This window comes from Streptomyces sp. WELS2 (assembly GCF_013870595.1).
In the GTDB taxonomy this organism is placed as follows: Bacteria; Actinomycetota; Actinomycetes; order Streptomycetales; family Streptomycetaceae; genus Streptomyces.
In genome coordinates this window covers 1-9,982 of sequence record NZ_JACBWZ010000170.1, presented here as the reverse complement: position 1 = coordinate 9,982, position 9,982 = coordinate 1, and the positions used below count along the sequence as shown (strand labels likewise).

The window sequence follows — 9,982 nt, the reverse complement described above, 5'->3', positions numbered from 1 at the left end:
GCCGGCTCAGGGCGGGCCTGCGGGAAGCGACCGAGGACCTGCCGGGGGACGCGCGGGCGCTGCTTCCCGGACTGGTCGTCGGGGACACCTCGCGGATCACGCCCGAGCTGGACCGCGCCTTCGACGAGACCGACCTGGCGCACATCCTCGCCGTCTCCGGCAGCAACCTCACCGTCCTGCTCGCGTTGCTCATCGGGCCGCCCGGCCTGGCCCAGCGGGCCGAACGCAGGGGCCTGGCCCCACGACTTGGCCTCTCGCTGAGGATGACGGCCGTGCTCGCGGGAGCGCTGACCCTGGGCTTCGTGGTCGTCTGCCGCCCCGACCCCAGCGTTCTGCGGGCCGCGGTCTGCGGCGCCGTCGCACTGCTCGCCCTGGCCACCGGGCGCCGCAGATCACTGATCCCGGCGCTGGCCACGGCCGTACTGCTGCTGGTGCTGTACGACCCGTGGCTGGCCCGGAGTTACGGCTTCCTGCTGTCGGTGCTGGCCACCGGCGCGCTGCTGGTGCTGGCGCCGGGCTGGAGCGAGGCGTTGCGGCGGCGCCGGGTGCCCCCGAGGCTCGCCGAGGCGCTGGCGGCGGCTGCCGCGGCCCAGGCCGTGTGCGCGCCGGTCGTGGCGGTGCTGTCGGCCCGGGTGAGCCTGGTGGCGGTGCCGTGCAATCTGCTGGCCGAGGTGGCGGTCGCACCGGCCACAGTGCTGGGGTTCACCGCGCTCGTGACGGCACCCGTGCTGATGCCGGTGGCCAAGACGCTGGCCTGGTGCGCGAGTTGGCCTGCCGGGTGGATCGCCGGAGTCGCCCGGGCCGGGGCGGCGCTGCCCGGCGCGGGTGTGGACTGGCCGGGGAGCTGGCCGGGGGCACTGGCGCTCGCGGCGGTCACCGTGGCCGTCGTGGCGGCCGGCCGGAGACTGCTGCGGCACCCCGTGTGGTGCGGTCTGCTCGCCATACTGCTCGTGCTGGTCGTGACCCGGCCGGCGCCGCTGACGCGGGTGATCACGGGCTGGCCGCCGCCCGGCTGGAGATTCGCGATGTGCGACGTCGGGCAGGGCGACGCGACGGTGCTGGCGGCGGGGGAGGGAACCGGGGTGGTCGTGGACGCCGGACCGGACCCCGCGCTGGTCGACGACTGCCTGCGGCGACTGGACGTCACCCGTATCCCCCTCGTGATCCTGACCCACTTCCACGCCGACCACGTCGCGGGCCTGCCCGGCGTCCTGCGGGGCCGCTCGGTGGCCGCGATCGAGACCACCGCCCTCGCGGAACCGGCTGACCAGGCCCGGTTCGTCCACAGGGAGGCGGCCGGGCGGCACATCCCGGTCGTGACGGCCACCGCGGGAGAGGAACGGCGCGTCGGACCGCTCAGCTGGCGGGTCCTGTGGCCCCCGCCCCAGGGAGCAGGCGCGCCCTTGGGAACGCGAACGCCCGCCTCCGTACCCGGTCCTGCCTCCGTACCCGGTCCCGCCTACGTACCCGGTCCCGCCTACGTACCCGGTCCCGGCTCCGCGCCCGGCCCGGCCTTCCAGCCGGAAGGGCCGAACGACGCCAGCGTCGCGCTGCTCGTGCGCACGGGCGGGCTGCGACTGCTGCTGCTCGGGGACCTCGAACCCCCGGCCCAGCAGGCCCTGCTGCGGTCCCCGGAGGCGGCCGGCCTGGCCGGGGTGGACGTCCTGAAGGTGGCCCACCATGGCTCGGCCTACCAGGATCCCCGGCTGATGCGCCTCGCCGCACCCCGGGTGGCACTCGTCTCCGCCGGCGCCGACAACCCCTACGGCCATCCGGCACCGTCGACCGTGGCCGCCCTGCGGAGCGGCGGGGCGACGGTCCTGCGCACCGACCGGGACGGGGCGCTCGCGCTCACCGGGACCGGGGGGAGGGACGGGGGGATGCGGGTGACGACCGCGCGCTGACCCGGTGTCACACCGGATAAGCCGTGTGGTGGCTGTGTGAAACCCCGACCTCAGCGACTAATTCGGATCAGTCCCGGCGCATGCAGCGGATTCCTGTGATGTGGGCCCGTGTTGCCTCGAAAGCCGCATCGGTGATCGAATGAACCTTCGGCAATGGATCATGTCGAGGGGTACAGGGGTGTCGTGGATGTTCGGTCGGTTGTCGGGTAACCGGAGAAGCCGCGTGCAACGGTCGAATCCCCTGGCGGGGGTCCGGGTACCACCGCACGCGGGAGTGCTCAGCTGCCGGGTGGTCGACCCGGTCGACGAGCCGGTGACCGGCGCGGAGTTGACGGTCACCGACGCCATGGGCCGCCGGGTGGTGACGGGGGGAACGGACCCCTACGGTTTGTTCCTGGCCATGGTGCCGGCGGGGGAGTACCGGCTCGCGGTGGCGGCCGAGGGCTACGCGCCCTACCGGGCCGCCGCCCTGGTCGGGGAGAACTCCCTCGCCTCGCTGGGCGATGTGACGCTTCAGGTGGCCCAGCCGCCGGAACCGCCGGCGCCGGGTGACTGGGACATGGATCCCGCGCACTCCTCGGTCGGCTTCACCGCACGGCACATCGGACTGGCCCGGATCCACGGGCGGTTCGACTCCTTCGCCGGGGTGGTGCGGATCGCCGAGCGGATGGAACGGTCGGCGATGCACGTGGTGATCGACGCGTCCTCCATCGACACGGGGATCCGGATGCGCGACGACCACTTGCGGTCGGCGGATTTCCTGGACGTGCAGCGGTTCCCGACGCTGGAGTTCTACAGCGACCGGTTCGTGCACAAGGGCGGCAGCCGGTGGGCGGTCACCGGGGCGCTGTCGTTGCACGGGGTGACCCGCACGGTCACGCTCGACACCGAGTACCTCGGGCTCGGCAACGGCGTGGAGGGCGAGACGCGGGCGGCCTGCCGGGCCACCACCGAGCTGCACCGGGACGACTTCACGATCAGCTGGCAGTCGATGCTGGCCCGGGGCATCGCGGCGGTCGGACCGAGCATCCGTGTCGACCTCGACGTACAGATCGTGCCGAGGAGCTGACCGCGCGGCATCACCCCGGCCGAAGCCGGCGGCCGACCCTCCGGTACCGCGCCTGCGTGGCAGAGCCCATCCGCAGGGATCGGCTGGACCGGGGCACGGCGACGGGCCGCCGGGCGCGTCCTGGCGGGTGCCGGCGACTACCGGTGGCCGGGTGCAACGAGTACCGATCCCGGGGGTCGCGGGTAACCGGTTCCGGGGGCCGCGGGTACCAACGGCGAGGCCAGGCGGACCCCAGGGCGGGGACCGGACCTGCCGACGGCGTACACGGGGCGTACACACGGCCCGGGCGCGCAGGCCCGGCCTCCGCGCACAGGCAGGCCTGCCGGCTGACCTGGGCCGACCTCGGCGGATCAGGTCCGGGACTGCGGGCCGGCCCGGACCGGAGGCCTCCGCCGGGTGCCGGAGAATGGGCCCGTGAGCGATGTGAGACATGTGCTGGTGCTGCCCGACCGCGACGCCGCCGAGGAAGCGGCCGAGGCGCTCGGGGAACGGTTCGGGATCGACGAGGAGCCCCGGCTCGTCCGGGACGCGCTGGCCGGTGAGGACGACGCCGAGGACGCCCAGTGGCTGGTGGTCCTGCGGGACGAGGGCGAGCGGCTCGACCCCGCCGAGCTGGACGCGTTCGCGGGGGAGTGGGACGGCTGGCGCGAGGAACCGTGACCCCGAGCCGCCCTCGGGATCCGCTCCGGGACCGCTCAGGGTGGTGGAGCCGGTTGGCTGTCGGTGCCGCGTGGGATGCTGTAGGCGATGGCCAGGAAGACTGCGAATGACGACCCTCTCGCCCCGGTGACCGTTGCCGTGGGCCAGGAGGACCTCCTGCTCGACCGTGCCGTGCGGGAGGTGGTGGCCGCCGCCAAGGCCGCCGACGCCGACACGGACGTACGTGACCTGACCCCGGACCAGCTGCAGCCCGGCACACTCGCCGAGCTGACCAGCCCGTCGCTCTTCGCGGAGCGCAAGGTCGTGGTCGTACGCAACGCGCAGGACCTGTCCGCCGACACGGTCAAGGACGTGAAGGCGTACCTCGGTTCGCCCGCCGAGGAGATCACGCTGGTGCTGCTGCACGCCGGCGGCGCCAAGGGGAAGGGGCTGCTGGACGCGGCGCGCAAGGTGGGCGCGCGGGAGGTGGCCTGCCCGAAGATGACCAAGCCGGCGGACCGGCTGGCCTTCGTGCGGGGCGAGTTCCGCTCCCTAGGGCGGTCGGCCACCCCCGAGGCCTGCCAGGCGCTCTGCGACGCCATCGGGAGCGATCTGCGGGAGCTGGCCTCGGCGGTCTCGCAGTTGGTCGCCGACGTGAAAGGGACGATCGACGAGGCGATCGTCGGGCGGTACTACACGGGGCGCGCCGAAGCCTCCAGCTTCACGGTCGCCGACCGGGCCGTGGAGGGGCGTACGGCGGAGGCGCTGGAGGCCCTGAGATGGTCGCTGGCGACAGGCGTGGCGCCGGTGATGATCACCAGCGCGCTGGCGCAGGGCGTGCGGGCGATCGGCAAGCTGTCCTCGGCCCGCGGCGGTCGGCCGGCCGATCTGGCGCGTGAGCTGGGCATGCCGCCGTGGAAGATCGACCGGGTGCGCCAGCAGATGCGGGGCTGGACGCCGGACGGGGTCGCGGTGGCGCTCAGAGCGGTCGCGGAGGCGGACGCGGGCGTGAAGGGCGGCGGCGACGACCCCGAGTACGCCCTGGAGAAGGCGGTCGTGGTGATCGCCCGAGCCGCCCGCTCCAGAGGCCGGGCCTGACCGGATGGCTCCCCACCCACCGACGAGCGGCACAAGGGAGCGGGGGCCGGCAGGCCGGTCCGCCCCGCCCCCGCCCGCCCCGGTCCGTCCCGCCCACGGACGAGCCGGCACTAGGGGGAGCGGCGGAGGCCCCCGGCTCGGCCCGCCCGCCTGCCGATGAGCCACCGGCTGGGATAGCTCCGCCGCCCCGCCGAAACACGGGCATCGGACAGACGGTCAACGAGCGCGTGCATCCGGCAACCGGCGCGCGCTCATGGGCAGCGGACGCCCGGCGCGTCTGCCCAGGGAGCCCCACCCTTCTCCAGGCGCGCCCGAGGCAGTGCCCAGGCATGCCAAGGGCCCCGGTGCCCGCCTTGGGGAAAGGCGAAGGCGCCGGGGCCGTTGGATCAAGCTTGTGGATCCACGCCCGCGTGGCGAACGCAGGCCGCGCGTGGGTCCGGGGTGCCGGTCGGGAGCGGATGAGAGAGGGCCCGCTCTGGGTCCTTCCGGCGGTCAGATCAGAAAGGAGGTTCAGCCCTTGAGGGACGCGACCTTGGAAGCAAGCGCCGACTTCTTGTTGGCGGCCTGGTTCTTGTGGATGACGCCCTTGGAGACGGCCTTGTCGAGCGCACGCGCGGCAGCGCGCTGCAGCTCGGTGGCCTTCTCGGTGTCACCCGCGGCAGCGGCCTCACGGGCCTTGCGGATCGCGGTCTTCAGAGAGGACTTGACGGCCTTGTTGCGCAGCCGCGCCTTCTCGTTGGTCTTGATCCGCTTGATCTGGGACTTGATGTTCGCCACGAAGGAGCCTTTTCAGGTTCAGGCGCGGGGCCGCTCGGGTCCCGAACCGGTGATCCAAAATTTTCTGTCGCGCCTCGCGCTGAGAGGGCATGAGGCACAGCCATCTACAGTACCAGTGGCCCTCCGGACAGCCCAAAACGGCTCTGGGTCCCTCCCCGTGGGACCATGGAGACTACGTAACGATCCGACCCGAGGCATAAGGCGCCTCAAGAGACAGGACCCTGCGTGCCCGCGACCCCTAACCATGTGCCCGAGCCGAGCCGTACCGACCCGGCTCTGATCCGCAATTTCTGCATCATCGCGCACATCGACCACGGCAAGTCCACGCTCGCCGACCGGATGCTCCAGCTGACCGGTGTGGTCGAGCAGCGGCAGATGCGTGCTCAGTACCTCGACCGGATGGACATCGAGCGCGAGCGCGGCATCACGATCAAGTCCCAGGCGGTGCGTCTGCCCTGGGCCCCGACCGAGGGCCCCGACCAGGGCACGACCCACATCCTCAACATGATCGACACCCCGGGGCACGTCGACTTCACCTACGAGGTCTCGCGGTCGCTGGCCGCCTGCGAGGGGACCATCCTCCTGGTCGACGCCGCCCAGGGCATCGAGGCGCAGACCCTCGCCAACCTGTACCTGGCGATGGAGAACGACCTCACGATCATCCCGGTGCTGAACAAGATCGACCTGCCGGCCGCGCAGCCGGAGAAGTTCGCCGAGGAGCTGGCGAACCTGGTCGGCTGCGAACCGGACGACGTGCTCAAGGTCTCGGCGAAGACCGGTCTCGGTGTGGACGCGCTGCTGAACAAGGTCGTCAAGGAGATCCCGGCGCCGGTCGGAGTCGCCGACGCGCCCGCCCGCGCGATGATCTTCGACTCGGTCTACGACTCCTACCGCGGTGTCGTGACGTACGTCCGTGTCATCGACGGCCAGCTCAACAAGCGCGAGCGCATCAGGATGATGTCGACCGGCGCCACGCACGAGCTGCTGGAGATCGGTGTCAACTCGCCGGAGATGCTTCCGGCCGACGGCCTCGGCGTCGGTGAGGTGGGATACCTCATCACCGGGGTGAAGGACGTCCGGCAGTCCAAGGTCGGTGACACGGTCACCAGCCAGAGCAAGGGCGCCACCGACGCGCTCGGCGGTTACAAGGACCCGAAGCCGATGGTCTTCTCCGGTCTGTACCCGCTGGACGGCTCCGACTACCCGGAGCTGCGCGAGGCCCTGGACAAGCTCCAGCTCAACGACGCCGCGCTGGTCTACGAGCCGGAGACCTCCGCCGCCCTCGGCTTCGGTTTCCGCGTCGGCTTCCTCGGCCTGCTGCACCTGGACGTGATCCGGGAGCGGCTGGAGCGCGAGTTCGGCCTCGACCTGATCGCCACCGCCCCCAACGTGGTCTACCGCGTGATCCTGGAGGACGGCAGCGAGGTCACCGTCACCAACCCGAGCGAGTTCCCCGAGGGCAAGATCGCCGAGGTGTACGAGCCGGTCGTGCGGGCGACGATCCTCGCGCCGACCGAGTTCATCGGCGCGATCATGGAGCTGTGCCAGACCCGGCGCGGCACGCTGCTGGGCATGGACTACCTCTCCGAGGACCGTGTCGAGATCCGCTACACCCTCCCGCTCGCGGAGATCGTCTTCGACTTCTTCGACCAGCTGAAGTCCAAGACGCGCGGTTACGCCTCCCTGGACTACGAGCCCACGGGCGAGCAGAGCAGCTCCCTGGTCAAGGTGGACATCCTGCTGCACGGCGACAAGGTGGACGCCTTCTCGGCGATCACCCACAAGGACCAGGCGTACGCGTACGGCGTGCGGCTCGTCGCCAAGCTCAAGGAGCTGATCCCGCGGCAGAACTTCGAGGTGCCGGTGCAGGCCGCCATCGGCGCCCGGGTCATCGCCCGCGAGACCATCCGCGCCATCCGCAAGGACGTCCTCGCCAAGTGCTACGGCGGTGACATCTCCCGTAAGCGGAAGCTGCTGGAGAAGCAGAAGGAAGGCAAGAAGCGGATGAAGATGGTGGGTTCCGTGGAGGTTCCGCAGGAGGCCTTCATCGCCGTCCTGTCCAGCGATGACGGTGCGGGGTCGGCCAAGGGCAAGAAGTAGCCGCCGGTTACGGCCGGTTACGCCCGCACAGCGGGCATGCGGGGGGCCCGTCGTGCGAAAGCGCGGCGGGCCCCCGTGCGTAGCGGGCGTGGCCCGGTGTCGGAAAGTGTCGGGCCGATGCCCCTTACGCGGCGGGCGGCCGACCCTTACCCTGATCCCTGCTCGTTAGTTACTCGCGAGTTAAACAACAGTCCGCTACCCCACCGTGAGTCAACCCAGCCGCACCGAGCCAGCCGCACCGTCGCGGGCCCCGGAGGATGTCGTGAGCGACACACAGACCCTGATCGAGAACCGTCCGCCGTCCGTGGCGGCCCTCTTCCTGGAGCGCGTGGCGGCCACACCGGACGCCGAGGCCTACCGCTACCCCGTCCCGCCGGCCGCCGGCGAGGGCCCCGACGACTGGGAGTCGCTCAGCTGGGCGGAGGCGGCCGAGCGGGTGTACGCGATCGCGGCCGGGCTCATCGAGCTGGGCATCGAGCCCGAGCAGCGGGTGGCGCTCGCCTCCTCCACCCGCGTCGAGTGGATCCTCGCCGACCTCGGCATCATGTGCGCCGGCGGTGCCACCACGACCATCTACCCGCAGACCAACGCCGACGAGTCGGCGTTCATCCTCTCCGACTCCGAGAGCCGGGTCCTGGTCGCCGAGGACGCGGCACAGCTGGCCAAGGCCGTGGCGAAGCGCCCGGAGCTGCCCGCCCTGGCCAAGGTCGTGGTGATCGACCCGGCCGGTGTGGAGACCGGCGACTGGGTGATCAGCCTGGCCGAGCTGGAGGAGCGCGGTGCCGCCTATCTGGAGCAGCACCCGCAGCTGATCAAGGAGCGGGTCGGCGCGATCACCAAGGAGCAGCTCGCCACCCTCATCTACACCTCCGGCACCACCGGCCGCCCCAAGGGCGTGCGCCTGCCGCACGACAACTGGGCGTACATGGCCAAGGCGATCGCCGCGACCGGCCTGGTCACCATGGACGACGTCCAGTACCTGTGGCTGCCGCTCGCGCACGTCTTCGGCAAGGTGCTCACCTCCGGCCAGATCGAGGTCGGACACGTCACCGCGGTCGACGGGCGCCCGGACAAGATCATCGAGAACCTTCCGGTGGTGCGGCCGACGTACATGGCGGCGGTGCCGCGCATCTTCGAGAAGGTGTACAACGGCGTGGCGGCCAAGGCCCGCGAGGGCGGCGCGGCCAAGTACAAGGTCTTCCAGTGGGCCGCCGAGATCGCCCGCGAGTACGCCGAGGTCACCCAGGACAACTTCCGCCGCACCGGTGTCGCCTCGGCGCCGTTCGGGCTCGCCGCCAAGCACAAGGTGGCCGACACCCTCGTCTACGCCAAGCTGCGCGAGGCCTTCGGCGGCCGGCTGCGCGCCTGTGTCTCCGGCGCCTCCGCGCTCGCCCCGGAGATCGGCTACTTCTTCGCCGGCGCCGGCATCCACATCCTGGAGGGCTACGGCCTCACCGAGACCTCCGCCGCCTCCTTCGTCAACCCCGGCGAGGCCTACCGCACCGGCACGGTCGGCAAGCCGCTGCCCGGCACCGAGGTCCGCATCGCCGACGACGGCGAGATCCTGCTGCGCGGCCCCGGCATCATGCAGGGCTACCACCAGCAGCCCGAGAAGACCGCCGAGGTGCTGGAGTCCGACGGCTGGTTCCACACCGGCGACATCGGCGAGCTCTCGCCCGACGGCTATCTGCGCATCACCGACCGCAAGAAGGACCTCATCAAGACCTCCGGCGGCAAGTACGTCGCGCCGGCCGAGATCGAGGGCCGGTTCAAGGCGGTGTGCCCGTACGTGTCCAACATCCTCGTGCACGGCGCCGACCGGAACTACTGCACCGCCCTGATCGCCCTGGACGAGCCCGCGATCCTCCAGTGGGCGAAGGACAACGGCCTGGAGGGCAGGCCGTACGCCGAGGTCGCGGCCGCGCCGCAGACGGTGGAGCTGGTCGACGGGTACGTACGGCAGCTCAACGCCGGGCTCCAGCGCTGGCAGACCATCAAGAAGTTCCGGCTGCTGCCGCGCGACCTCGACGTGGAGCACGGCGAGATCACACCGAGCCTGAAGCTGAAGCGGCCGGTGGTGGAGCGGACGTACAAGGACCTGATCGACGAGATGTACGCCGGCGCCAGAGAGGCGTAGACCGCCGGGGCGAGCGCGGGCCGCCCACGGTTTCGCGCCACGCGGCGCCGCCCCGCCGTCGCGCGGCCGCGTGCCGTCACCGCTCACCGACGCTCGAATTCAACGCTCACCGGCGCTCGAAAGGTTCCGTCTTCCGGTCAGTTCCGTGACTCGGCGCTTATAGGCGGGTCCGGTCTGTCACCCTGGCCGCATGGACATGGCGGCCATACCCGCACAGCGGGACAGCGAGTCCCAGCCAGGCGCGGCGCGGGGGCGGGC

Annotated in this window: 7 protein-coding genes; 6 read left to right on the top strand and 1 reads right to left on the bottom strand. The window is 71.7% G+C overall.

Features of this window, described 5'->3' with window-relative positions; translation table 11 throughout:
* The 4 genes from H5J33_RS13220 to holA form a co-directional block, all read left to right on the top strand.
* A partial coding sequence (locus tag H5J33_RS13220; RefSeq protein WP_181795099.1) for a ComEC/Rec2 family competence protein occupies positions 1 to 1,904 on the top strand: 1,904 nt, incomplete at its 5' end.
* 187 nt (positions 1,905 to 2,091) lie between these two features.
* Positions 2,092 to 2,973 carry a YceI family protein gene (locus H5J33_RS13215; RefSeq protein ID WP_181795098.1) on the top strand — a complete coding sequence of 294 codons (882 nt, stop codon included), beginning with the start codon at positions 2,092 to 2,094 and terminating at the stop codon, positions 2,971 to 2,973.
* A gap of 414 nt (positions 2,974 to 3,387) precedes the next feature.
* Complete coding sequence (locus H5J33_RS13210) at positions 3,388 to 3,633, top strand: hypothetical protein (RefSeq protein ID WP_030777274.1); 246 nt, start codon at positions 3,388 to 3,390, stop codon at positions 3,631 to 3,633.
* Between the two features lie 87 nt (positions 3,634 to 3,720).
* Positions 3,721 to 4,710: a DNA polymerase III subunit delta gene (gene holA, locus H5J33_RS13205; protein WP_181795097.1), complete on the top strand. Its 990-nt coding sequence runs from the start codon at positions 3,721 to 3,723 to the stop codon at positions 4,708 to 4,710.
* Between the two features lie 510 nt (positions 4,711 to 5,220).
* Here holA and rpsT read toward each other — a convergent pair.
* Positions 5,221 to 5,487, bottom strand: a complete 267-nt coding sequence (gene rpsT / locus H5J33_RS13200; RefSeq protein WP_181795096.1) for a 30S ribosomal protein S20 — start codon at positions 5,485 to 5,487, stop codon at positions 5,221 to 5,223.
* 225 nt (positions 5,488 to 5,712) lie between these two features.
* Between rpsT and lepA the strand changes: the two genes are divergently transcribed.
* The gene (lepA, locus tag H5J33_RS13195; RefSeq protein WP_181795095.1) at positions 5,713 to 7,587 is read left to right on the top strand and encodes a translation elongation factor 4; all 1,875 of its coding nucleotides are present in this window, start codon (positions 5,713 to 5,715) and stop codon (positions 7,585 to 7,587) included.
* A gap of 262 nt (positions 7,588 to 7,849) precedes the next feature.
* The gene (locus tag H5J33_RS13190; RefSeq protein ID WP_181795094.1) at positions 7,850 to 9,724 is read left to right on the top strand and encodes a long-chain fatty acid--CoA ligase; all 1,875 of its coding nucleotides are present in this window, start codon (positions 7,850 to 7,852) and stop codon (positions 9,722 to 9,724) included.
* Positions 9,725 to 9,982: the final 258 nt, after the last annotated feature.

Excerpts from the sequence above, each read along its gene's own strand:
- H5J33_RS13215 (WP_181795098.1), top strand. The coding sequence starts at position 2,092 with ATGTTCGGTCGGTTGTCGGGTAACCGGAGAAGCCGCGTGCAACGGTCG.
- holA (WP_181795097.1), top strand. The coding sequence starts at position 3,721 with ATGGCCAGGAAGACTGCGAATGACGACCCTCTCGCCCCGGTGACCGTT.